The sequence below is a fragment of the Candidatus Accumulibacter similis genome, assembly GCA_013347225.1.
GTDB lineage: Bacteria > Pseudomonadota > Gammaproteobacteria > Burkholderiales > Rhodocyclaceae > Accumulibacter > Accumulibacter similis.
Genome location: CP054595.1, coordinates 2,828,044 through 2,853,452, shown reverse-complemented (window position 1 = coordinate 2,853,452; position 25,409 = coordinate 2,828,044). Strand labels below are relative to the sequence as shown.

The window sequence follows — 25,409 nt, the reverse complement described above, 5'->3', positions numbered from 1 at the left end:
GTGAATCGGCACGCGAGTCGAGCCCTGGCGTTCGCTCGGGGCGCAGGCTTCCACGGCAGGCGGCGGCTCGCGGTCATTCGGTGTGCGCGCCGACGGCCGCACCGTGTTCAGTAGCACCTCGACCCGAGCCCGTCCATTTCTTGCCTCATTGGTCTTGCCAGAAAGCCCGCAGCGCGCTAATTTCCTCCAGCAATCCTGCCAATGACCCTTTACAGGAGATTCAACGATGAATGACCGGGAAGCTCGCCGTCACGACATGTTCGGCCGTGTGCAGACTTTCGGCAACGCGAATGCCGCGGACTTCGCCGCCGACAGCAAGGCTGCCGGGCATTTTGCGCGCCTGGCGCAGATCGTCCGCGATCTCGACGTCGAAAAGGCGCGGCAGGATGGCGGCTCGGCGACGGCGAAGGAGGTTCTATTCGATTCGCTGCGCCTCGATCTGCAGGGAATCGCCCGCACGGCGCGCGCCATCGATGCCGGCGAACCGGGCTTCGCCGACCGCTTCCGCAGCCCAGCCGGCGTGAACCAGAAGGCGCTGCTCACCGCCGCCGACGCCTTTGCGCGCGAACTCGCAGACCCGGCGGTCGCGGCGAGGTTCGTCGCCTACGAATTGCCGGCGGATTTCGTCGCCGACCTCGCCGACGACATCGCGGCGATCCGCTCGGCCGACGCCGACATGCAGTCGGACGACCAGACCGGCGTCGCCAGTACCGCCGCCGTCGGCCGCCTGATCCGCGAAGGAATGGCCGAGGTGATGCAGCTCGACGCGATCATGAACAACAAGTACGCCCGCAACCCCGACAGGATGCGCGCCTGGGACAGCGCGAGCCACATCGACCGCGCCCCGCGACGCGCGAAGAATCCCGCCGGCGGGACGCCGCCCGCTTCGGCGAAAGCGGCCGGGTAACCGCTCCGCGCGCCGGTGAGGTTCCGCCGGCGCCCCTTTGCCACTCGCCACGGCAATTCGCCCCGGTCGGCCGGCTGCGGGTTGGCGGCGAGGCACGCCGTTGTTGTAGCGAAGCAAGGCGACGAGCGGACGTCCGGCAGTGCTGTGCAGGGTTTTGGCGTCGCGATGTGGTCATGCGTGGCTGATCGACCGTGCCGCGATGTGGCGGCTACGAGCGGGTTTCGCTCGTAGCCGCCGGTCTCACGCCAACAGTCCAGGACCCCACGGGGATACCCTGCATGAAGCCTGCACGCTGCCGGCCTGGATTCGCGCGTCCCTGGCTTCGACTCGCACGCCCCGCACCACGACTCGCACGCGTCTGACTCCAACTCGCACGCCCCTCGCTCCAACTCGCACGCCCCTCGCTTCAACTCGCACGCCCCTCGCTCCAACTCGCACGCCCCTGGCTCCAACTCGCACGCCCCTCGCCTCAACTCGCACGCTCCTCGCTCCAAGTCGCACGCCCCTCGCTTCAACTCGCACGCCCCTGGCATCGCATCCCGCTGACGCTGACCGCCACCTGGACCACGACCGACGGCAGCAGCGCGCAGGCGCGCTCCAGTGCCGAGCTGATCCTCGACGTCGCCAACGCCAACGCGGCTCCGGTCCTGCCGCAGGCGGAAAGCCTGCACATCCGCGAAGGGCAGCCGTTGCGCTTCAGCATCCTCGCCTTCGACCCGGACAATCCGGACTTTCAGCCAGCACTTCGTCTGCGGCCCGGTGCCACTGCCGTCGGCCCGGCCGGTGTCGCGCCGACGGTCAGCTACCGGGTCAGCACCCTGCCCGCCGGCGCCCGCTTCGATGCCGAGACGCTGGAGATCATCTGGACACCCGGCTACGATCAGGCGGGGAGCTACACGATCGACGTCACCGCCAGCGACGACGGTGACGGCAGCGGCATCGCGTTGAGCGGCATGCTGACGCTGCCGATTATCGTCGCCAACGCCAACCGCGCGCCGGTGGTCGACGACATCGCCACCACCACCGTCGACCGTGGCGGCAGCATCGATATCCCGGTCACGGCACACGATATCGACTCGCGGCGCAGCGGCTCGCCGATCAGCCTCGGCTTCGCCGGTCTGCCGCCATTCGCCCGCTTCATCGCCAATGCCGCCAGCGCAAGCGGCGAGGCTTCCGGCTGGCTGCGCGTTGCCCCGGGCGAAGGCGACCGCGGTGACTACCTGATCACCGTCACCGCCAGCGACGACGGCGACGGTGACCCGCAGCAGATTCTCGCCAGCAGCCGCAGCTTCGTCCTCAGCGCCCGCAGTACGACCGAAGCGCCGCGGATCGACAGCCCGCGGCAGGTCGTCGCCATCGTCGGGCAGCCCTTCTTGCTCGCCCTGCGGGCGCGTGACCTCGATCAGGATCCCCTGCACTGGGCTGCCAGCGGGCTGCCCGCCGGAGCCAGCCTGTCTGCGGGACCGCGCTATGGAGAGGCTTCGTTGAGCTGGACGCCGGACGCCGGCGACAGCGGCAACCACGACATCGAACTGCTGGTCAGCGACAGCGGCCTGCCACCGCAAGGCAGCGGCCATCCGGTGCCGCAGCAGCCGCAGCCGAACCTCAGCCGGCAGGCATTGCGCATCGTCGTGCGCGACGACAACAGCGCACCGCAGCTGACGGCGATCCGCGTCGATGCCGCGGACGTCGCCGACACGGGCGACCCCCTGCGCCTGACGGCGACCGAGGGCGTCCCCCTGGCGATCGAGGTCGGCGCCAGCGATGCCGACGCCGACCCGGTGCATTGGCAGTTCGACAGCCTGCCGCCGGGGATGTCGGTGACGCCGGATGATCACCGTGTCACGCTCTCCTGGACCCCCGACCTGTTCGCTGCCCAGGAGGGAAACAGCGGCAGCGCCGGGCTGTGGCGCTTTTCGCTTCGTGGCAGCGACGGCAGCGCATACTTCACGCGCGACATCGAGCTGCAGGTGGGCAACCGCAACCAGCCGCCGCGCCTCGCGCCCATTCCGCTGCAGCTGGTCAGCGAAGGGGAGACGCTGGCTTTCGGCGTGCACGCGAGCGATGCCGACGGCGACGCCGTCCGCATCGCGCTGCTGCACGAGCCGACGACGCCGAACGGGGTCAGCTTCGATCCCGCCACCGGTCACTTCGACTGGCAGCCCGGGCACGCGGTCGTCGACAACGCGACCGCCGACGACCGCAGCTTCGTCTTCACCTTCCGTGCCAGCGACGGACAGGCGATCAGCACCCAGTCGGTACGGGTACTGGTCCTCGACAGCAACCGCCGGCCGCAGGTGGTCGCCCGCAACCACGCCGTGGTCGTCGGCGACACGCTGCGCATACCGGTCGTCGCCGACAGCGCGGGCCAACCGGCGAGCGACGGGATTGCCGTCGCCGATCCTGACGGGGCGGCGCAGACGCAGGGCCTGACGCTGAGCTTTGCCAACCTGCCGGCAGGCGCGACCTACGACAGCCAGAGCCGCGAACTGCGCTGGACGCCGGCTCCGGGCCAGATCGGCGACCATCTGCTGACGGTCGCGGTCGCCGATGGCCGGCCCGGCCAGAACGCATGCGGCGAGCACAGCTTCGTTGTGCGCGTCTTGGCCAGTGCCGCAGCGAACGCGCCCGACATCGTCGTCTCGACCACCCCGGAGCTGTCGGCGAGGCCCGGGCAGTTGGTGATCGCCAGCGCCCGTGCCGAGGCCTGGAGCGGCATCGCCGACCTGGCGGTCGAAGTGCGCGGCAACGAGAGGGAGCCCTGGCGGCGCGTCGCGGTGGACGTTGCCGGCCGCTTCCGCTTCAATCCGGAGAAGCCCGGGCTGATGGAACTGCGGGTCACGGCCACCGACCGCGACGGCTTCAGCGCCCAGCGCATCCACGCACTGCCGGTGCTCGATCCCGCCGATTCCGCTGCCCCACGACTCGCCTGGAGCGGCGCACTCACCGGCATGACGGATGGCGCGGCACCACTGCGGATCGCCGCGCCGCTGGCGATCGCTGCCGATCTGTCGGAGGCCCAGTTGATGCGCTGGCAGCTGCTGCTGGCACCGGCAGGAGCGGACGACTGGTCGACGCTCGCCGAACAGGTGAGTCGAGCGACGGCAATCGACGAGACCCTGCCGCTGGCCACCCTCGACCCGGGGCTGCTGGCCAACGGCGTCTGGCACCTGCGTCTGCTGGCCCGCGATCTCGCCGGCCGCAGCAGCCAGATCGAGGCAACCGTCGTCATCGACAGCTCGCTCAAGTCGTCGCCGGCCGCCATCGCCAGCGACGCCCTGTACCGTATGGGCGGTCACTCGCTGGCGTTGACGCGCGTGCTGCCAGCCCAGTGCCTGCCCGCCCACCCGACGGGCGATGACAGGGCCGCTGCCGCAGGAGATTTCGGCAACTGGGAATTGCCGATCCTCACGCCGCGCCTGCTGAGCGACCAGCCGGCCACGCTCCCATCGGGAGCGATCGCCGGCTGGCGGGATGGCGCCCGGGTCTGGGTCAGCGTCCCGCGCGACCTGGCGGACGCGGCAGCGGGCGAACTGTCGTTGCGCTTCAGCCTGGCCGCAGTCGGCGAGCGGCTTGCCGGCGACGCGGCGGCGCCGCTGGTCTGGCACCCGGCGTTCAGCAGCGACCGCGGCTGGCAACTGCAGGCGCAGGCGTCGGCTGACGGCTCGCGCCCGGACAGCCTCGTCCGTCTCGGCGACACGCTGTACGACCAGGTCAGCGGCCTGCCCTGGGTGCCGCAACGGTACACGCTGGTCTCGCCCGGCGGCGATCGCTATCACCTCGATTCGCACGGCCGTCTGCAACAGCTCGAATTCGGCGATGGCGCGCAGTGGCTGGTCTCGGATGCGGGTATCGCCGCTGTCGCCGCGGATGGCAGCCCGGCCGGGCGGCTCGATCTGTTGCGCGACAGTCATGGGCGGATCGCCCGCATCAGCGGCACCGTCACGGGAGAGGCGGAATCGGCAGGCACGGTCTATCTCTACGACCCTGCCGGCAACCTGCGCCTCGTTCGCGAGATCGGCAGCGCCGGCAGCGGAATGGCCTACACCCACGATGCGACGGGTGAACTGCTCAGTAGCGACCCGACGGTGGACCTGGGTACGCCGGCGACCTGGAACGGGCTGACGGGCAACTGGCAGGGAGACATCGGCAACGGCGCCACGCTGACCTTCACGGTCCGCGACAGCGAGATCGCCTCCGTCACGCATCCGCCGGGTGGCAGCGGATCGCTCCTCATCGCCGTCGAAAGCACGACGGTTGACGCGGGCGCGACGATCGATTTCGTCGGCGGGGAGGTACTCGGCAGCCACGAGTACGGCGGCACGAGGACGGCGCTGCTGCAGATCAGCCATGGTGGTCCGAAGCTCCTGCGCTTGTCGGGCAGTGGCGCCGCGAGCGTCAGGCTGCGCGTCGCCGGCGATTTCGATCGCGACGGCCGCGTCGATGCCGCCGACGCGATGGCCTGGGAAACGGCGCAACGGGGCGGCCACGGCGCGGGCGATGTCGACGGTGACGGAAACAGCAATGCGGTCGATCGGCAGATCGTCTTCGCCAACAGCGGCTTCAGCGCCAACCGGGCTCCGGCCAGCGCCGGCCAGCCGCCACTGCGCACCCACACCGGGCTGTCGACGACCATCGCCCTGCAGGGCATCGCGCGCGATGCCGAAGGCGACGCGCTGTTCTGGCACGTCGTGCAGGCGACGAACGGCAGTGCGCGTCTGGGCACCGACGGACAGACCCTGTCCTTCACGCCGCAGGCGGGCTTTGCCGGCCGCGCCATCGTCAGCCTGCAGGCCGACGATGGCTACAACGCGTGCCAGCCCTTCGACCTGACGATCGACGTCAGCGACGCCCGCCTGCAGCAGATTCACCTGGCAGCGCTGGACCGCCTCCTGACCGGTCAGACGCAGGAGATCGAGGCGACCCTCGATTTTGCCGACGAACTCGGCGTCGCTCTGCAGGACCCCTCCTACCTCAGCGTGCAGGCGGTGGATCTCGCCGGCATGGGTGACGCCGGAATCGGCCGCATCGTCGTGGACGACGCCAGCGACCGGCTGCGCGCGATCGTTGTCGGGCCGGCGCTGCTCGTCGTCAGCCGGCCCGACTCGAGCGGACAGGCGGTGCAGGCTGTGGTCGCGCTCAACGCCGTCACCGCATCGGCGCTGACGGACGCCGGGCCGGACGACGGCGACGCGGGCGATGCGCTGCCGGGCGTCGAACCCGACGTCTACCCGGGAACACTGAGCCTCGTGCCCGGCGCCACGCGACAGCTCCGGGTGCATCGACTCGATCCGGCGACCGGCGAGCGGCTCGACATCCACGGCGCCAGCCAGATCAGCTTCCCGGGCTCGCCCGAAGTCGTGGAAGTCGGCCGGGACCCATGGACGCAGGAAGCGCTGCGCGACCCGGGCACCGGCGAGGTGCTGATCGATCCGGCGACCGGCGCTGTCGTCCTCGATCCGAACACCGGCGACGTCATCGTTTCGGTGACCCCGGCGATCGCCGAGGTGCGCAATGGCACGCGCTACTTCTCGAGCGACGGGACGATCGCCAGCGTCAGTCCGGACGGCCTGATCAGCGCCCACCGTCCGGGGCGGGTGACGCTGTCGGTCGTCCACCTGGCGAACGAGGTGGACGACAGCGGCCAGATCACGATGTCTGCGATCGGCCAGGCAGACATAGCGTTGCTGGTCGGGATGCCGCAGGCCATCGACGACGATCCGGCAACACCGACCCCGGCTGCAGGCGTGATCGCTGCCGCCCGGGGCGGCGTCGTCCAGGCTGCCACTGGCGAGCTGTTGCTGATCGGCGCTGGCGCCCTGGGCAGCGACACGCCGGTGTCGGTCCGCCGCATCGACCTCGCCCGACTGCAGGTCGAAACCGGCCTCGCCGCGCCCGAGCCGGGACTGCTGCAGACGCTGGCGGCTGTCCACCTCGAACTAGGCGACCAGGCGACGGCAACGCCCGTGCAAATCTCGATCCCTCTGCAGGACACGACCGGCGTGCGCGAGGGCGACGAGGTGCTCTTCCTGCGCCGCGGCCTGGCTCCCGCCAGCGATGGACGATGGCAGGATGTCTGGTGGATCGTGGACAACGGTTTCGTCGCCAGCGACCCATCCACCGGGCTGGTCGCCAGGACCGCCAGCCCGCCCTACAGCGGCATCAGCGGTTCCGGTGACGTCATCTGCGTCAGGACCACCTTCGATCGGCAGAACGGCGCGCTGACGCTCACGGGTTTCGGCGCCGATGCGACGGCACTGCGGGTGAACGACCTGGTCCTCGGCCTCGCCGCCGACCTCGGCAACGGTAGCCTGAGCGGCGTCGCGGCGGCCGGTGACCTGATCGGAGCGCTGGCGGCAGCGACCGACGTGTACGCGATCAGGCGGACGCACGCAGGCGTCTACCAGACCGTGCCCGTGCAGAAGGATCTGGCGAGCGGCATGCTGACGCTGCCCAGCGACGGCAGCAGTGTCAGCATGCCGGCCCGTGACGGCAACGACAGCGCACCGCGCGTGCTGCGCGCCGGGATGCTGGCCTCCGGCAAGCTCGGACTGACGCTGGACCGGCTGCAGCCGCCGGTCGCGTCCGCGCAGGCACCGGAAGTCGCCCTGCGCATCTGGATGACGCCCGAGGTACCGGGCATCGACAGCACAGGGCATGCCACGGCCGGCTCATGGCGCGACGACCAGGGCGTGCAGCGCGATCGCTTGCTCGTCTGGCAACGGCTGGTCGACCTCCATCCGGTTGCCGGCGACGCGCCGATGGTCACGCTCGAACTCGACCTGCCGCCCGGCATCGCCAGCGGGCTGCACGTCATCAGCATCCAACGCATGCTGCAGACCCTCGACCCCAGCGACCCGGGCAAGACCCGCTGGGTCACCGATGGCGAGGCAGCCAGCCTGACACTGCCGGCACCAACCGGCTTCAGCCTCGTCGCCGGCGAGGGCACGATGCGCGTCTTCCGCGGCGACGTCCAGATCGGCGAGATCGCCTACACGGGCACCGCCAGGGCGCCCGCGCCAGCCACCGGCGGCAAGACCGACCCGATCGCCTTCAGCCTCGACAACCGGTTGGCATTCGTTGCCCGCGCCGGCGGTCAGATTCACATCCTCGACACGGCGACGATGACGCTCGCCGACACCCTCGACATCGGCACCGCCAACATCAGCAGCCTCGCCGTCTCGGGGCAGTGGCTGTACATCGCCGAAGGTGGCTCGCACGATCCGGCCGGCGGCCATCGGCTGCTGCGCGCGAACATCGACCCGGCTGACAGCCGCTTCCTCGCGCTGCAGCAGATCGACCTGCCACAGGCGGTCAGCGGTGCGAACGCCCCCTACGGCTACGTCGACCTGGCGATCAACCACGGCCTGCACAGCTATCTCGCGGTGACCGCCAGCCGGCAGGGTTTGGGCATCGGCAGCAGCCGCGGCACTGCCGATGGCGGCGCGATCTTCATCGTCGATCTCGATGTGGCACGTGAGTCGGCCGGGCGCCTCGACGCAACGCTGACCAGCGCCTTCGCGCCGGTCAGCGTGCCCGATGGCCAGGGCCAGGCACCGCAGTTCATTGCCGCGGCGGGAATCAGCGACAACACGCTGCGCTTCCTGTTGAGTGACGCACAGGACGAGAACGCGGGCCTCGCCACGGTCACCGTTGCGCTCGGCGCTGACGGGCGGCTGCAGGGATCGCCCGCCTTCAGGCGGCTGCCGCTGCTCGGTTCGTCCGCCGGGCACAGCCGCACCGAGGGCGAGTACCAGTTGAACATCCAGCGCGCCCAGTCGCCGGTGCTGGTCGAGACGGGTGATGGCAGGGAGTACGCACTGGTTGCCGACTACTTCTTCGACTTCCTCGACCCACTCCACGGCAACGGAGAAGACGCAGGCGGCGCCCGGCAGTTGGGTGGCAAGGTCGGCATCATCCGCGACCCATTCGGTCCGCGGCCCGAATACCTTGGTGCCACCTCGCCGCTCGCCGGCGCCAACATCTCCCGCCTCGCCGTCGGCGATGACGGCAGCACACTCTGGGCGGACCTGCGCTACTGGCCAACGCTCGATTCCTCGCCGCCTCCCGCCGGACTGCTGAAATGGGACCTCGGCCAGCTCATCGCAGCGGCCGAACGCAACTCGCTCGCCGCGCAGGCATCGGCACGCCCGCTGCCGATCGACCGCCAAGTCGTCAGCGGCACGGAGCAGCAGGTCGTGACACCGCTGCGCTACGAGCTCGGCGATGGCAGCCGGCTGACCTCGGGCTGGGTTTTCGGGATGGCGGCGAGCCCGTTGCGACGCCCCGACTCGATCAGCTTCACCGACCCGGTCGATGGCGGGCACTTCCTGAAGACGATCGAAGCCGACAAGGATCTCAAGGTTCCCAGCTTCAACTACGGCGACATCGCCCGCGTCGACCTCTTCAAGCTGATCCGCAGCCAGTACGCCAGCACGCTCGCGCATTTGCCGGATGCCGATCTCAACATCAACTGGTCGAACATCGAGGTCAGGGGTGCCGCCACCCTGCTCCGCGACGACAAGGGGCATCTCCTGACGGCCGAGCGCGAGGACGGCATGCAGTCGGTCGAAGCAGCGGGCCGGCGCAGCTACCAGGGGCTGCAGACGGTCAGCAGCGACGCCGGCAAGAAGACCTTGAGTACGAGCGGCGTCGTCTTCCTGGTACCGACCCTCGACGTCGAGCGCCTGCGCAAGGGCGAGGTGTTGCAACCCGGAGAAATCACGATTCACCTCGCCGGATTCGACCGCGGCCGGCCCGACGAGCGGCTCAGCCTGAAGCTGCGGGTCGTCGATTACGCCCGTGCCGCCGACACAACCTTCTTTGGCGACCGGCCGCTGAACAACCCGGGCTACCACGACTTCGCGCTCGACGGTTCCGTCGGCGGCGACGCCCACAGCGACAACCGCCTGTTCGACGTCGCACGGGTCGAGCAGCGGTTAAGGTACCTCGGCTACGGTCTTTCGGCGATTCCGAAGAGCGGCGAAGTCCGGGTCGATGGCAAGCTCGAAGCAGCCGAGATGATCACGCTGCGGCAGTTCGAGCAGATCGTGCAAAACGCGGCGGACTACCAGGACAGCGCCAGCGAAACCGTCAAGGACCGGAGGGGCAAGAGCACGACCGTCGTCAAGCCGCTGCGCCCAATCACCCTGTCGGCCGCCAGCGTGAGCTGGCTCAGCGCCTACAACGCCCCGCACTGGATGCAGTACCGCTTCGGTAACGGGAGCCCGCTGTCCGGCTGGAGCGACCGGACCGACCCGAAGAGGCCGGTCGAAGCGATGGGCACGAGTTGGGTCCATGACCTGATGGTCGCCAGCCAGGGCGCCAACAGGACCTCCGACGGCAAGGCACGCCAGGCGCTGTGGTTTGCGGGAACGAACCTGCTCGGCAACCGGCTGCACCTCGGGATCAATACGGCCTACATCTCGCTCCAGAATCAGAGGGGCATCTACGGCGACGAGTGGCTACTTGGCCTGAGCAGTCCCGACAGCGTCGATCTGCGGGCCGCGACCGCCAGCAACGACCGTGCGGCGACACCCCAGCAGAAGCTCAAGTACCTGCTCGAAGAGCTTGCACGGTTGCGGCAGCAGCCCGGCAACGGCACCTGGGATCCTCAGCGGGCGCAGAGACTCGCCGACCTTCTGCAGTACATCAATCGCGTGCAACCGGCCGCGGCATCCCCCAACAACCAGGCTGAAGCGCTCAAGGACTTCCTGGCTGTCTATACGGCGACTCAGAACGACACGTTAGCGGGGAACGGGTCGCTTGACGAGCAGTTGGCGGCAATCAAATCGGGAGAATCCGACGACGCCAGACGGGCGATTCAGACTACATTGTTTGGAGACGGAAGCCAATCGTCGGGTCTGATCGCCCCCGACAAGCTGTTGCTGGGCGGTGTGGGGGACAAGGGTGCGGGGTTCGATTCGCACCTGACCGCCGCAGGGCTCGCAGCCATAATGGAGTCCTCTTCGGAACGTGTCAGGGACTGGGTGGAACCACTGAACTCCGCGCTCGCGAAATTCGATATCAATACGGCGAAGAGAGTCTCCGCTTTCTTGGTCAATGCACGATTCGAAGCCTTTTTTGACTCTGACTTGGTCGAGAATCGTAGTGATCGGTCGGCGGAGTTGGCTTACGGTAATAGGTATGGCAATGATAGACCAGGCGATGGTGCGCGGTACAAGGGGCGTGGCATCATGCAGATCACTTTCAAATGGGGCTATGAGGTCCTTGCCGAAGGCGGATATCGCGGTTGGACCCACAAGGGTCCGCGTCCCTATGAACCAGAGGCCAACAAGGTACCTGGTTTGAACGACATCCTTGGCACACGCTATGACTTTGTCCAGAATCCTGACGATATGATCGCGGATAAGGGCATTGCAGCCTTGTCTGGTGCTTGGTATTGGCGATACGGAGCACAGCCGATTGATGGCGACCTGAACAAGATCATCGATCGCTCGACCAAGGTCGACCAGAAGAATTTTGAAGATGCCACGAAGGGAATAAAAGGTCACGGCGATTCTCCCGAACACCTGCGGAACCGTGACGCTCGCTTGTCCTACTGGAACAAGGTGGGTACCGAAACTATCAGGAACCAGAATGCCTTAGGAAACGTCAAGGATGTCTTGATTGATCTGGGCTTTTCTCCCGAGAACCGTCGGGATTACAATGTCAAATTCGGAGTATCGCTGGCGAGCAAGTCGCCGCTCGCCATAGACCGTGTTCGCCACCTTGCAGATCGGTCTTCCAGCATTCCAACCTTTGATGCTGTAGCCGCGGAACACCTCCCAGGTGATCCTTCACTCGCACAAGGAGAACTTGGCATGTTTGCTGTCGACTACCTTTTTCAAGACGCGCATTTGCCCACGACGACAGCATTCATCGTGGCGGACGCGCAGCGAACTGGGCAAGCTCAAGAAACAGTACCGAGAATTGGCATCTGTGTGATTTCACCCACTCATGAGCAAATACGGGATCTGGAGAGCCGTCATTCAATCAGCAGAGTGATCGACCCGAGAATGGACGCTGAAAACCACTTCGCCCCAAAGGATAACAAGTGGAGAGGATTCGAGCCTCGGTTCATCGATGAGAATCGGTTGGCAACAGCCAGCGTTCTGGAGATGCCGAAACACGGACAGCTCGTTGCTTTCCGCGGTGAGCTGGGGAACGATTTCGCCCCAGGTACATCAGTCGAGTACATTCCAAAAGCAGGATACACGGGCAAGGACAGATTGACGGTTTTGGTTACCAGCCAAGATGGCCTCTCGATTATCTTTTCCTATTATATTCACGTGACGCCGGCAGCTGGCAAGTTTGATCTGTACAATGACTCGGCCTACAAGAAATACTGCCCCGGAGGGCGTCTCATCTGGAAGATGGCCGAGACTTCCAGCTCAGGACCATCCGTTGGCGCATTCTCGGTCGAGCCCGCGGGCGCATGGATTGCCATCGATGAACGCCCTGCCAGTGGGTTTTCCTTCGCCAACCTCCCCGACTTCGCCCTCGGCCACACCACCGGCACCGTTCCCACCCCCAAGATCACTCTCGACACCGATGCCGCCGGCCACGGCTGGTTCGTGGACGACACGCCCTGGGGCAACGAGGAGTTCCTGCCGACCAGCAACCCCGGCGAGTGGGTCGCACGGCCCGGGTCGGCAGCCGACGGCCGCATCGACCTGCTGACCGTCCTCCTGCACGAGCAGGGGCACGCGTTCGGTCTCGAGCACAGTGCGGATCCGCACCACCTCATGGCGGCGACGCTGACCCCGGGAATTCGCCGGACGCTCTCCGCCGCCGACCAGGTGGCGCTGCTGCAACTCGCCGGCTACCTGCCGCCGCCCGACAGCTCGGGCGACCCCGATCCGGCCTTCTCCTGGGGCGTTCCCCTCCCCTTCACCCGCGTCACCAGCCTGGCACGCGACGCCATCCCGAGTCGCGCCGCCGGAATTGAACCGGCGGCGAAGCGTCCGCAACTGCACATCGCCGCCAACCCGCGCCTCGAGAACCCGGCCTTCACCGATGGTCGCGGCTGGAGCACGGCCGGCGACGTCCGCTTCAGCGATGGCGCCGCCACGCTGCTCGAATCGGCCGACGACCAGGCTCGCCTGAACCAGGTCTTCGTCCTCGGCGACGACGACCACTTCCTTTCCTTCACGCTCGCCGATGTCGGCATCGGCGACCAGCTTCGCGGCCCCGACGACGCGTTCGAACTGGCGCTGATCGACGCCGGCACCGGGCTTGCCGTGCTGCGCGCCGGCGGCCTGACGCGCAGCGACGCCGCGCTCAACCGCCAGGCCGACGGCAGCGAAGCGCGGGCGGGCGAGATCAGCGTCGTGCGCAACGCCGACGGCAGCGTCCGCTACCTCGTGGACCTGCGCGGCATCGCCGCCGGCACCGCCATCAACCTCGCCTTCGACCTGGTCGGCTTCGGCCCGACTGCCGGCGATGGCCCGGAAGCGCGCAACAGCCGCGTCACGATCCGCGACCTGCACCTCGGCGCCGCTCCGCAGGTGCCGCGCGCGCAGGACGATGCCGCCACCACCGCCGAGGATGTGCCGCTGCGCATCGACGTGCTCGCCAACGATTCCGGCGTTGCCGGCGGCAGCGCCGTCGAGCTGGTCGCCGCGCCGGCGAACGGCACCGTGGTGGCGAATGCCGACGGCAGCCTGCTCTACCAGCCGGCGCCCGACTGGCATGGCGACGATCGCTTCAGCTACCGGCTGCGCGGCGCATCGGGCATGGCGGCGCAGGCGGAGGTGCGGCTGACGGTGACGCCGGTCAATGACCCGCCGCGGCTGGCCGCGCTGGCCTTCAGCCTGCCCGAGGACGGAACGATCGTTCTCGACCTGCCGGCCATGGCGGTCGATGCCGACGGCGACCCGCTGACGATCACCGCCGGCGCGCCGCGGCACGGCAGCCTGGTGGCGATGGACGACGGCCGCCACGCCTATCGCCCGGCAGCCGACTACCATGGCGACGATGCCTTCGCGATCCGCGTCAGCGACGGCGCGACCGCCGTCGACGGCCGCGTCGGCCTGACGATCACCGCGGTCAATGACGCACCGCTGGCACGCGACCACGTTGCCGAACTCGACGAGGACGGCCAGCTCACGCTCGACCTGCCGGCGCTGGGTTTCGACGCCGATGGCGATCCGCTGACGCTGGCCTTCACCAGCCAGCCGGCGAACGGCACGCTGCACCGCGACGCGCAGGGACGTCTCGTCTACACGCCGGCGGCCGACTGGGGTGGTCACGACCGCTTCAGCTATACGCTCAGCGACGGATCTGCCGAATCGCAGCCGGCGACCGTCCTCCTCGGCGTCACGCCGTTGGGTGATGCGCCGGATCTGCTGCTCGGCGGCGTTCCCGGCGGCGAGCGCGAGATCTTCCGCACCGCCTGGGAGGGCGTCGCCAATCCGGATGCCTGCGCCACCGTGCTGCACGTGGCCGAACTCGAAGCCTGGCGACCGGTCGGCCCGGCTGGCGATCGCGCGGATGCCGGCACCGGCTTCCGGATCTGGAGCAACGGCGATCACTTTGCTGACGTGTCGGGCAGCGAGCCGGCCATGCGCGGCGGGGCCGGCAACGGCAGCAACTGGCTCGAACTCGGCGGCGGCGATGGAGACGAGCGGCACGCCGTCGCCATCGAGCGCGCGATCGAGACCATCGCCGGCGCGCGCTACACGCTGGCGCTCGACCTCGCCGGCCGGCCGGGGCACGGCGCCGACCAGAGCCACATCACGCTCAGTGTCGATGGCAATGAAATCGGCACCGCCGCGGCAGGCAGCCCGGCCGAATCGCTGGCCTGGCAACCGCAGCGTTTCGACTTCGTCGGCAGCGGCGGTCACCAACTGATCCGCCTCGCCCGCGCCGGCAGCGGCGGCAGCGGCGTGGCGATGGTCGACGACATCGTCCTCGGTGAATCCGCACCGGTGGCCAGCGGCCGTGCCGACACGGCGATCCGCTTGCCGGTGCTGCATGCCGCCCTGACCGACCGCGACGGCTCCGAGACGCTGCGCCTGGCGATCGCCGGCATCCCGCCCGGCGCGACGCTGAGCGACGGCGAGCACCACTTCGGCGCCACCGTCAGCGATCGCGTGGCGGACGTTGGCGGCTGGGACCTCGCCCGCCTCTCGCTGCGGCCGCCACGCGACTGCGTCGGCACCCTGCTCCTCGAACTCATCGCCACCGCCCACGAGCAGAGCAATCGCAGCGAGGCGACGAGCCGCGCGCGCATCGAGGTGCAGGTGCAGCCGGCCAACGCCGCGCCGACCGCCCGCGACGCGAGCTTCGCCGTCGCCGCCGGCGGTCGCGTGCGCATCGACCTGCGCGCGCTGGTCGCCGACGGCGATGGCGATGCACTGGCGCTCGCCCTCACCGATCCCGCGCACGGCGAGCTGATCGACGACGGCGATGGCTCGTGGACCTACCTCGCAGGCACGCGCTTCGCCGGCAGTGACAGTTTCCGCTACACGGTTGCCGATGGCAGCGCTGCGGCATCGGCAACGATCAGCCTGATGCTGGCGCCGACCCCGGCCGTGCCGCAACCGCCGGCGGCTGCCGGCGGCGGCTTCGATCGGGAAGCCAGGGCGGGTGCCGCCGCCCGGCAGCCAGGCCCGTTGTTGCAGGAGGAGCCGGCGCCCGTGTCGCCGGCAGCGACGGCGCCCGGAATAGCGCCCGGCACCCCGCCGGGCGAGGCCCTGTGCCAGCTGCCGGCCGCGGCCAGCATGCCGCCACGCGCCGATCGCGCCGCCGCGCCTGCCGCGGCGGCGGCAGCGGAATCGCCGCCCGGGCGCGCCAGTGCGACCGCTGCCGGGGCGCTGGCGCCATGGTCGCCGGCGGCAGGCAGTCGCGCAGCCTCGTGCTTCATCGGCAGCGCCGACGACTCGCCTTGCCGCAGCGGCGGAACGAGCGGCAACACCGCTGTCGTCGCTGCCGAGTGCGCCGGCAACCCCAGGAGCGACTCGCCGCAAGGCTCGTCGACGGCGCGCACGCCGGTCGGTGCGGATGCGCCGGCTGCTCGGCATGACGGCCGGCTCGACGAGCAGCAGCGAAAGGTCGTTGCTGCCGTCCTGCCGCTCGCCGGCGCGGTCGGCGTGCAGGCTGCAGCGAACGGCGCGCATGCCCCGACCATGCCAGCCCAGGTCTCGCGGCGGCGGACAGGCGGCGGCGAACAGGATGCGGACGCGTACCACCGCGCCGCGTCGAGGGCAGCAGGCACGCTACCCGCCGCCCTGGAACCGCCCTCCCGGGGAACGCCGCCGCGCGGAACGTTCTCTTTCGCGCCACTCGTTGCCGGGTGCGGCGACGCCGCCGCCGCGCCGATCCTCTCTGCGGCTCGTCGCGCCGCTGCAGCAGTACCGAACGCGGAGGCGCGCGAGGCGCCACCGCCGCCAGCGTCGGCGCCCGCTGCGGCAGTGCCAGGAATCGACTGGAGCGCTTCGCACCTCCGCTTCGCCGCGCCACACCGCTCCCCGCCGGCTTGGCTGCCGGCGTTTCTCGGCACCCGGCCGAGCGCATCCATCCTGCCCGACGTCGCCGCGCTGACGATCCGTATCGATGCCTGAGCATGCCGGGTCGGGTGCCCGTCAGCGCTCCGGGTCGTTCGGCCCACGCCCTCGCTCAGGTGCCGGCCGGCACCATCCCGCGATTGCCGCCGGTCGGGCAGCGCGTCGGCCACAGGCCGTGGCGATGCCCGTCCCACCGGTCAACGCCGATCAGCCGCAGCGGCGATGCTCGCCAGGGTATACGGTGCGCCACACACGTCACCTGTGCGGCCCGCTGCTGCCGCCGCGAACGGCAACGCCGATGCGCGCATCGTGTCCGCGCGTCGGACAGACGTGCACACGTGGAAAGCGGTCACCGGCATTCGACGGCAAGGCTGACTGGCCGAGGACCCTGAGCGCATGCGCATCGAATCAGGCACGGACGCAAAACGCTCGCATCAGCAGGGCGTGGTCGGTCCGAAAAGGTCGTCCAGGCTCCCGGCATCGAGGACCTGATCGAGCCAGATGTCGATCTGCTCAACAGTTGCTGAAGTCTTCGGTGACGTAGCTGCCGGGCACTCTCTCGAGAGTGCTGTAGTCGAGCCGATGCAACCATTCTGCCCGACGTCGCCGCGCTGACGATCCGTATCGATGCCTGAGCATGCCGGGTCGGGTGCCCGTCAGCGCTCCGGGTCGTTCGGCCCACGCCCTCGCTCAGGTGCCGGCCGGCACCATCCCGCGATTGCCGCCGGTCGGGCAGCGCGTCGGCCACAGGCCGTGGCGATGCCCGTCCCACCGGTCAACGCCGATCAGCCGCAGCGGCGATGCTCGCCAGGGTATACGGTGCGCCACACACGTCACCTGTGCGGCCCGCTGCTGCCGCCGCGAACGGCAACGCCGATGCGCGCATCGTGTCCGCGCGTCGGACAGACGTGCACACGTGGAAAGCGGTCACCGGCATTCGACGGCAAGGCTGACTGGCCGAGGACCCTGAGCGCATGCGCATCGAATCAGGCACGGACGCAAAACGCTCGCATCAGCAGGGCGTGGTCGGTCCGAAAAGGTCGTCCAGGCTCCCGGCATCGAGGACCTGATCGAGCCAGATGTCGATCTGCTCAACAGTTGCTGAAGTCTTCGGTGACGTAGCTGCCGGGCACTCTCTCGAGAGTGCTGTAGTCGAGCCGATGCAACCATTCGTCCGGCACGAACCCGAGAATCAGGTCGCGCACCAGTTCCGGACTCGAAAAGAGGAGCTTGTAGCCCGTGTCGTGAGGGTTGGCAACAGGTCCGCCGCTGCCGGCGGGCGGCTCTGGCTGGAAAAATGGCAGCACGCCCGGCGAGGCGGCCATCCGTTTTGTCGCCAAGGGCGACCTACGAGCCGCCGCTTCGCGAGATTGGAGCCTGTCTGCCGAATCGGCAGGCAGGCGATGACCCGACAAAAGAAAAAAGCCCCGGTCGGGGCTTTTTTCTTGTGGTGGAGCAGGCTTCAGCAGCGACGGCGGCGCAGGCCAGCCATGCCAACCAGGCCGAGTGCCAGGAGACCCAGCGACGCCGGCTCGGGTATGGCATGGCCGCCCGTGTCAAAGTTCACGTCGGTGATGATAACCCCTCCGCTACGGCCCAATACGCCGGGAAGGACGCCGGAGTTGGCCGGGTCGAAGACAATGTGGCCAATCAGGCCCAGGCCCGATACGGTGAGGGTGTACCACTCAGGCTCGTTGGCACCACCGAAGACGGGGCTATTGAACGTTCCGAGGAAGGTGCCGGAACCCAAGGCATACGCACTGATCGAGAACGCATCGTTATCACCCGCACCGTCGCCCGCGCGCACGGAAACCGAAGTGACTCCGCCGGCGAAACTCACCACGATGTCGCTGTCTCCTGCGGGGAGATTGGCAATCCCTGCTCCATATGCGTTGGTGTAGGTCAGGTTGCCCTGCTGCGAAGTGAAGGTTGCGCCACTGAAGGTCGATCCTTCCACGCTTTGACCTTCGGCCAGGCCGAGGGCGCTGAAGTCGATGTTGACCGGCGCAGCCTGGGTGGCAGCTGTACAAGCCATGGCGGCAATGAATGCGAGATTTCTGGCGATGCGGTTCACGGGAACCTCCCTGTTGGAGTTGATTGTTGAATGACGGCCTGCAAGTAAAAGCACAGATCGTGCCAGAAAATACAAGAAACGGATATAAAGCCATATTTTCGCAATGGCAGGATGCCGGGACCAGCGAAGTGTCAATTCGGCCGACAGGTTTTTGGCGTGCCTGGAAGGAAAGCGGATGCAAGGCTGCCTGCGCACGTGGCGCCAGAAAACACGAAGCCCCGCCGCAGCGGGGCTTGTCGTCGTCGCGACGGACTCCTCTAGCGGCGCCTGGCCAGGGCGAGACCCGTCATTCCCAGGCCAAGCAGGGCCAGGATGCCCGGCTCCGGCAGTGGCGCGTCGCCCGCCTGTCCGTCGAAGGATACCTCGCTGACGAAGACCCACTGGTTGTTGCGGATGAACTGGATGTCCAGGTCGGAAACGTTCAGGTTGAGGTTGCTCACGACGAACTGGAAGGGCGCGCTGCCGATCGGGTCAGCGATGGCGTGGCTCGTGCCGCCGATCACCACGCTCTGCGGTGTGCTGACGCCGCCAGCGCCATTGGCGTCGTCAAGACTGAAAGTGATCTGGTTGATGGTGACCGGCCCGGCAAAATGGAAGTGGATGACCGGGTTGATCGTCCAGCCGACATACGGACCAGGTCCGGCTGGCGCCTCGGTAATGAACCAGTTGGCGGCAGCGATGATGCCGTCGGTCAGATCGCCCTTGCCGCCGCTGAGGGGCGCGCCATCGACGAACTTCGAGCCGCTGCCCGAGTAGGACTCGTCCCAGTAGTTGTACGAACCGGTATTGCCGTTGAGCATGTCGTAACTCGACACCGTCAGGGGTGCTGCAGAGACCGGACCGATCGCCGACAGCGCCAGCGCGGCAAGAGCGAACGGGACCAGCTTGGTGGCTTTCATCTTCATCTCCTGGAACGAACAGATCACTTGATTCACAACAAGCATGATCCGTACCAGATCGCGACACAAGCATAAAAGAATCCAATAAACCATGTGGTTATGGTGGACAGACAGGGCAACTGCGGTGCCGGGAAGCCACTGCCGGCAAGCTGGTGTAAAAGTTTTCGACAGTGTCGTGCGGTGATGCGACGCTGGCAACGGCATCGGCCAGTGGCGCGCGACGCACCGCTGCACCGGCTACAGCGGCTGCACGGCTGCCCGGCAGCCAGGAGCAGCGGCGCGGACGCACCGCTGCCCCGCCGCCGAGCCGGCCGACTGCCCCCTGCGCGCAGGTGCGCGGGCCAGGATTCGCGTGTTGGGGAAGCGCATTCCGACATGCGGACGCCGGCGGGCAACCTGTCAGCACGGCCTCCTGCGCAGGCTCACTCCGGCACCGTGGTGGCGAAGCGGTCGCTCTCGATGCTCCCATCAACCAGTTCGATCACCCGGTCGCAGCGGGCGGCCAGGCGCGGGTCGTGGGTGACGACCAGGAAAGAGGTCTGCAGCTCGGCGTGCATGCGCCGCAGCAGCACGAAGACCTCGTCCGACGCGGCGCGGTCGAGGTTGCCGGTCGGCTCGTCGGCCAGCACCAGTGGTGGTTCGAGGACCAGCGCGCGGGCGATCGCCACGCGCTGCTGCATGCCGCCCGAGAGTTCGCCGGGGCGCTTGTGCATGTCGTTCCCGAGTCCGACGGCGGCGAGCATGGCGCGCGCCCGCTCGTGTTGCGCCGGCGTGACACGCCCTTCGCGCATCAGCGCCGGCAGGGTGACATTCTCCAGCGCCGAGAAGGCGGGCAGCAGATGGTGGAACTGGAAGACGAAGCCGAGCACGGCCCGCCGGCGCAAGGTGAGACCGGCATCGTCGAGCCCGCTGGTCTCTTCGCCCTGGATGCGGTAGCTGCCGGCCGTCAGTCGTTCGAGCAGGCCGACGATGTTGAGCAGCGTGCTCTTGCCCGAGCCCGACGGGCCGATCAGCGCGACGAACTCGCCGCGGCCGATGGCGAAGGAGACGCCATGCAGCACTTCCGCCTCGTTGGGCATGCCCAGGTTGTAGCTCTTGCGGACGCCGGCGAGTTCGATCAGCGGCGAAGCGTTCGTCCTCATGTCCGGCCCCTGGCCGCCACGCGCTCGCCCGCCGCCCCGCTGGCGGCGCTGCCGGTGCGCGATCGCCGCCTCATCGCCGCCGCCTCACATGCGGATCGCCTGTGCCGGGTCGAGCGCGGCGGCGCGGCGGGCCGGCGCCACTGCAGCGAGCACGCCGCAGACGGTGGCGATGCCGGCGACGCCCAGTGCCAGGCTCGGCGCCAGGGTGATGGCGAACAGCGGCAGGCCGTCGCTGCCGCGGACGAAGGTGGTGAAGGCCTTGATCAGGCCCACCGCAAGCAGGACGCCGAGGGTCGAGCCGAGCGCGCCGACGATCGCCCCCTGCAGCAGGAAGACCCGCAGCATCTGCCCACGCGTGGCGCCGATGGCGCGCAGGATGCCGATCTCGCGCTGCTTCTGCACCACCGAAACCACGAGTACGCTGGCGATGCCGAGCACCACCACGACCATCACCACGCCGCGGATCAGCGCCGTGCTCACCGACTGCGCGTTCAGCGCCGAAACCAGTTGCGAGTTCGCCTCCTGCCAGCTCTCGATCTTGTACGGGAAACGCTGCGACAGGTCGCTGGCGAGGCGTTGCGCGACCCACACATCGACCAGGGCCAGATCCAGGCCGGTGGCACCGCCGGGCAGGCCAACCAGGCTTTGTGCGGCGCGCAGCGGGACGATGACGGTGCGCCGGTTGAGCTCGCGCACGCCGAGGTCGACCAGCGCGGTGACGCGCACTGACTCGCTGATGCTGCCGGTGACCAGACTGATGCGGTCGCCGACGCGCACCCCGAGGTCTTCGGCGAGTTCGCGGCCGATGATGCCCTCCCCCGGCTCGAGGCGCGCTTCACCCTGCACGACCTTGGAGCGCAGGCGCACGATGCGGTCGTAACGGTCGAGGTCGACGCCCATCAGCGCGATCGACTTCGAAGCCTCGCCGCGCTGCGCGAGGCCGGCGCCGGAAACCATCGGCGACACCGCTGCCACCGCTGGCATCGCCTCGAGCACCGGCACCAGCGACTGCCAGTTGGCAATGCTGCGCGGTCGCTGCACGCGTGGCTGCGTCTGCACCAGCGCGGTGCTGCCTGCCACCGGCGGGCGCGCCGGGAGAACCACATCGTCGAGGGCGCTGACCGTGACGTGCGCCTGGGCACCCAGCGTCTTCTCCAGGGTGTTCCTCTGCAGACCGGTGATCAGCGCCGAGATGTAGGCGACGACCGCCACACCGGCGGCGACGCCGACGATGATCAGCACGGTCTGCATGCGTCCCTCGCGCAGAAAACGCACCGCCACGCGGCGTTCGAAGCCGAGCCAGTTGAGCATATGGGTGGAAGTCTCAGCGACCCATCGCGTTGCTCATCGCCGCGCCGGCATCCTCGCGCGTGCCCTTGTGCAGCCCGGGATCGGTCGCAGCCGGCAGCGGCGTGTCGGCAATCGCCGGGCGCACCCGGCTGCCCGGCTTGAGCACGCTGCCGCGCAGGACCGTCTCGCCTGCGTTCAGCCCAGCGAGAATCTCGGCCGCTTCGAGGGTGCGCAGGCCCACCTGCACCTGCCGCTCTTCGACCCGGCCGTCGCGTTCGACCAGGACGACGGCGCTGGCCGCCGCCTGGTCGCCACGCAGGGCGTCAACCGGCACCACCAGCGCCGCTTCGCGGCGAGCCGTCTCGACCTCCACCGACAGCGTCATGTCTTCCCGCAGGAAGGGCGGAGCGGCCTGCGGCAGCGAGAACTTGACCTCGATCGCTCCGCGCTGGGCATCGACCAGCGGCGAAATGGACAGCACCTGCGCCGTGAAGGCTTGGCTGGGGAAGGCGTCTGCCAGGACGCTGGCCATCTGGCCGACCTGCAACTGTCCGAGATAGCGCTCGTCGACCTGCGCCACCAGTTGCAGCGGGCCAGCCAGTGCCAGTCGCAACAGCGCATGTCCGGGTTGTACGATCTGGCCGGGCTCGACCAGGCGAGCCAGCACGGTGGCATCGGCGGGTGCCAGCAACACCGCTTGCGCCAGGCGCGCACTGGCGGCGGCGGTGGCGGAACTGGCCAGTGCGAGCTGCGCCTGCGCCTGCAGCACCTCGGTGCCCTGCTCGGCGTTGGCCACGCTCTGGGCACGCGCGCTGGCCTGCTGCGCTTGCGCGACGGTAGCCGCCCGGCGTGCCTCGTCGAGTCGCGCGTCACTGAGGAAACCCCTGGCCACCAGCGCCTGCGTCCGTTGCAGGTCGGCCTGCGCAGCCGCCAGGACCGAATCCGCCTGCGCCACGGCGGCTTGGGCCGTGCGGCGCCCGGTGCTGCGCAGCCCCGCCAGGCGCGCAGCGGCCTGGCGCTCGCTGGCCTGCGCCTGCGCCAGCGCGGCCTGCAGTTCGTCGCTTTCCATGCGCACCAACTCGTCACCCTTCCTGACCTGTGCGCCTTCATCCACCAGCACCTGCAGCACGCGGCCGGTCAGCGTGCTGCCCACATCGACGCGGGAGAAGGTGGCCACGCGTGCCGAGAACTGCAGCGTTCGCACCAGGGGAGCGACGCGCAGGCTCACCGCAGGCACGGTCGGCGCGCGGGTGGACCACCAGGCGAACAGGCCGGCGGCAAGGGTGGCGACAGCGGCCAGGACGAGGATCGAGCGGCGGGGCATCTGGGAAATGGTTGCGCTGCGGTATTGACAGGCGCCTCGGTCGGCAAGCATGTGGGGGGTGGCGTCTTGGCGTTTGGCGGTGTTGTCCGCTGTCGGCCGTGCATCATCCCATACTCGGCGCAGTTTCGGCACAGCGACAGGCCAGGCACCCCACGAGCGGGCCGGGCAGCGATCGGCCAGGAGGTTGCGGGCCCTGTCGGTCCCGTCGTTGCCGGGTGAGACCGCTGTCGACGTACCGTTGAGCCAGAGGCAGGCCCACATCGGGAAAGCCAGCCGTCCGTTGCCATTGACGCAGGGCTGGTTGTTCGCCGGACCGACGCCATGGGCCGCCGCCAGGCCGGTCTTCTGACTGAGCATGGCCGTTGCCGCTGGTGCCGCGCTCCGCCGGCGCCGGCGAACGCGCGTCGGTCATCGCGTCGCGCCCTTGTCGGCGATCGCTTTTGCCGTCACCATGGCGGCAATGCGTTTCGTCCTGTCTGCCGCCGAGGCAAGATACGATTCGCTGGTCGCCAGACGACCGGCAGGCGCCACCAACTTCAGCAAGGAAGTCGAGCCATGAGCCAAGAAAGAACGCCGCCACCGCGAGGGCCGCTGGACTGGTCAGCGCTTCTGGCACCTGAAAACGCCGCCGAGCTGCGTCCGTTTGCGCGCACGGTCACCGCCCATCCGGACGACATCGCGACGGTCTGGCCGACCGGTACACCGGGAGCCCTGCAGACGAAAGCGAGCACTGGCCAGGGCAAGGATGTCAGGCGCGCGCGATCGCAGTTGGCGGCGCGCGGCTACGTTCCCGTTCTGCTGTGCGGCCAGCAGGTCGAAAGGCAGCGGCAGCGCGTCCGTGCCTCGGCCAGCCCCGGCGCGGGTAATCCGGTGACGCACCGGCACCGGAGGCACTGGCGCAATCAGGCGCATGGTCCCGGCAGGTCGCTGCGCAAGTTGGTCTGGGTGATGCCGATGCTGGTTGGCCACCATCAGTCTGGGGCACCCGAGTCGGGCCACCTCTACCGCATGTCGCCGGAGGACTCGTGAACCGGGCCGAGGGTGCACCGGCAATGGCTGCCACAGGCGGGTGTCGGGCAGGCCGGGGCCTGCCGCAGCCCTTGGCACCGTTGCCTCGACGCACGGCCGCGCGGTTCATGAGCCTGCGCATTTTCGTATTGGCCGCTTTGCTTCTCTTGTCTTTGCCAACCGTGGCGCAAACCGCCCTGCGCGCAACGCAGCTCGCCGAGTTCGCGGACGGACTGGCGCAACCGCACGATGCGGCCCTTTCTCCGGACGGCAGACTGATCTACCTGACCGACATGCGCAACAGCCGCATCCAGGTTCTCGAAGCCATGACGCTGAAACCGGTCGGCAGCTTCGGTACCGCTGAGTTGTCCCATCCGCACGATGCCGAGTTCGACCGATCCGGACGACTGCTCGTCGCCGACACCGGCAACGACCGCGTGGCGATCTACGAGATCAAGGGCGCGCAAGCCAGGCTGGTCGGCGAGCTGACGGGTCTCGCCGGCCCGGAAGGGGTGGCGATCATGCCGGACGGACGGGTCCTCGTCAGCAACACGCGCAGCGCGACGCTGAGCATGTTTCGCGACGGCAGGCTGGTGCAAACGGCCGGCGACCCGGGCAGCAGCGACGGCGAACTGCGCAATCCGCATGACGTCGAAGTCGCGAGCGACGGCACGGTGTATGTCGTCGATTCGGGCAACAACCGCGTCCAGGTCTTCGACGCCGCCTTGCGGCATCGGGCCAGCTTCGGCGCTGCGCTTGGCCTGAGCGGGCCGAAGTACCTCGCCATCGACGGCGATCGCCTCTGGCTGGCGGACGAGTACAACCATCGCATCCTGCTCCTCGATCGCAGCCATCGACTCCTCGGTGTACTCGGCAGCGGCCGACGCGGCCGCGCCGCCGATGCCTTCCACAAGCCCGAGGCAGTTCTTGCCCGCGCGCCCTACGTCTGGGTCATCGATACCTACAACGATCGCGTCGTGCTGCTGCGGGTCGACTGAGGCGCGACCCGGGCGCCGTCGACAGTCGCCTTGGCGCGGTCGAACTCGAGCGGGATTGCGTGGTGCCGCCGGAATCACGGCTTCCCGTGTGGGTCGTGGCGCGCCCGCATCGACTCGCCATGGGCAAGCAGCCCAGGATCCTGGCCTTCGACCAGTCAGGCATGAGGAAGGTGCCGGCCCGGCACGATGACCACGCATCACGGCGTCCATTGCCTGCCGACCAACGAACTCTGTGGCGCCCACCAGCTGTCTCGGCTC

Annotated in this window: 10 protein-coding genes and 1 pseudogene; 5 read left to right on the top strand and 6 right to left on the bottom strand. The window is 68.7% G+C overall.

Annotated features, from left to right (window positions below):
• Positions 1–226: 226 nt before the first annotated feature.
• Together HT579_12565 and HT579_12560 are read left to right on the top strand one after the other, a co-directional pair.
• Positions 227–907 (top strand): hypothetical protein, encoded by a 681-nt coding sequence (locus HT579_12565; GenBank protein QKS29666.1) that lies wholly within the window; start codon positions 227–229, stop codon positions 905–907.
• 689 nt (positions 908–1,596) lie between these two features.
• Complete coding sequence (locus HT579_12560; protein QKS29665.1) at positions 1,597–16,473, top strand: tandem-95 repeat protein; 14,877 nt, start codon at positions 1,597–1,599, stop codon at positions 16,471–16,473.
• A gap of 1,040 nt (positions 16,474–17,513) precedes the next feature.
• Here HT579_12560 and HT579_12555 read toward each other — a convergent pair.
• From HT579_12555 to HT579_12530, 6 genes and pseudogenes are all read right to left on the bottom strand, one after another.
• A pseudogene (locus tag HT579_12555) lies at positions 17,514–17,720 on the bottom strand (Rpn family recombination-promoting nuclease/putative transposase).
• 158 nt (positions 17,721–17,878) lie between these two features.
• A complete protein-coding gene (locus HT579_12550; GenBank protein ID QKS29664.1) occupies positions 17,879–18,490 on the bottom strand; it encodes a PEP-CTERM sorting domain-containing protein in 612 nt (203 codons plus the stop codon).
• A 257-nt stretch (positions 18,491–18,747) separates the two neighbouring features.
• A complete protein-coding gene (locus HT579_12545) occupies positions 18,748–19,389 on the bottom strand; it encodes a PEP-CTERM sorting domain-containing protein (GenBank protein ID QKS29663.1) in 642 nt (213 codons plus the stop codon).
• Positions 19,390–19,811: 422 nt separating this feature from the next.
• Entirely contained in the window at positions 19,812–20,531 is a 720-nt protein-coding gene (locus tag HT579_12540; protein QKS29662.1) for an ABC transporter ATP-binding protein, read from the bottom strand.
• An 84-nt stretch (positions 20,532–20,615) separates the two neighbouring features.
• Positions 20,616–21,842: an ABC transporter permease gene (locus tag HT579_12535; protein QKS29661.1), complete on the bottom strand. Its 1,227-nt coding sequence runs from the start codon at positions 21,840–21,842 to the stop codon at positions 20,616–20,618.
• Between the two features lie 13 nt (positions 21,843–21,855).
• The gene (locus HT579_12530) at positions 21,856–23,145 is read right to left on the bottom strand and encodes an efflux RND transporter periplasmic adaptor subunit (protein ID QKS31633.1); all 1,290 of its coding nucleotides are present in this window, start codon (positions 23,143–23,145) and stop codon (positions 21,856–21,858) included.
• Between the two features lie 355 nt (positions 23,146–23,500).
• Here HT579_12530 and HT579_12525 point away from each other — a divergent pair, with 355 nt between their 5' ends.
• The 3 genes from HT579_12525 to HT579_12515 all read left to right on the top strand — a co-directional run bounded on the left by HT579_12525 (position 23,501) and on the right by HT579_12515 (position 25,151).
• Positions 23,501–23,704 carry a hypothetical protein gene (locus HT579_12525; GenBank protein ID QKS29660.1) on the top strand — a complete coding sequence of 68 codons (204 nt, stop codon included), beginning with the start codon at positions 23,501–23,503 and terminating at the stop codon, positions 23,702–23,704.
• A complete protein-coding gene (locus HT579_12520) occupies positions 23,701–24,174 on the top strand; it encodes a hypothetical protein (GenBank protein QKS29659.1) in 474 nt (157 codons plus the stop codon). The genes HT579_12525 and HT579_12520 overlap by 4 nt, the downstream gene beginning before the upstream one ends.
• Positions 24,175–24,335: 161 nt before the next feature.
• On the top strand, positions 24,336–25,151 hold the full coding sequence (locus HT579_12515) for a beta-propeller fold lactonase family protein (GenBank protein QKS29658.1): 816 nt from the start codon (positions 24,336–24,338) through the stop codon (positions 25,149–25,151).
• The last annotated feature ends 258 nt before the right edge of the window (positions 25,152–25,409 follow it).